Origin of the sequence: Streptomyces sp. SID13726 (assembly GCF_010548375.1) — a bacterium.
Taxonomy (GTDB): domain Bacteria; phylum Actinomycetota; class Actinomycetes; order Streptomycetales; family Streptomycetaceae; genus Streptomyces.
Genome location: NZ_JAAGLY010000848.1, coordinates 1 through 387 on the forward strand (window position 1 = coordinate 1; position 387 = coordinate 387).

The 387-nt window shown below is 67.7% G+C and carries 1 protein-coding gene; it reads left to right on the forward strand.

All coding sequences use genetic code 11. The features are described from left to right. Nucleotides 1–387: extracellular solute-binding protein (locus tag G3I78_RS50635; RefSeq protein ID WP_164437422.1), on the forward strand; the 387-nt coding region annotated here is incomplete at both ends.

Sequence of the window (387 nt, forward strand, 5' to 3'; positions counted from 1 at the left end):
GACGCCGCCATCGGGCGGCTCCAGAAGGGCGTGGACACCAAGCAGATACGCCGCTTCACCGGCAACGACTACACGGCGGACCTCGACAAGGGCGACCTCGCCGCCTGCCTGGCCTGGGCCGGCGACGTCATCCAGCTCCAGGCCGGCAACCCGGACATCAAGTACGCGATCCCCGCGCCCGGCTACATCACCTCCAGCGACAACCTGCTGGTCCCCGCCCACGCCCGGCACAAGGCCAACGCCGAGAAGCTGATCGACTTCTACTACGAGCCGGCGAACGCCGCCCAGCTGGCCGCGTTCATCAGCTACGTCTGCCCGGTCGAAGGCGTCAAGGAAGACCTCGCGAAGATCGACCCCGCGCTCGCGGACAACCCCTTGATCATTCCC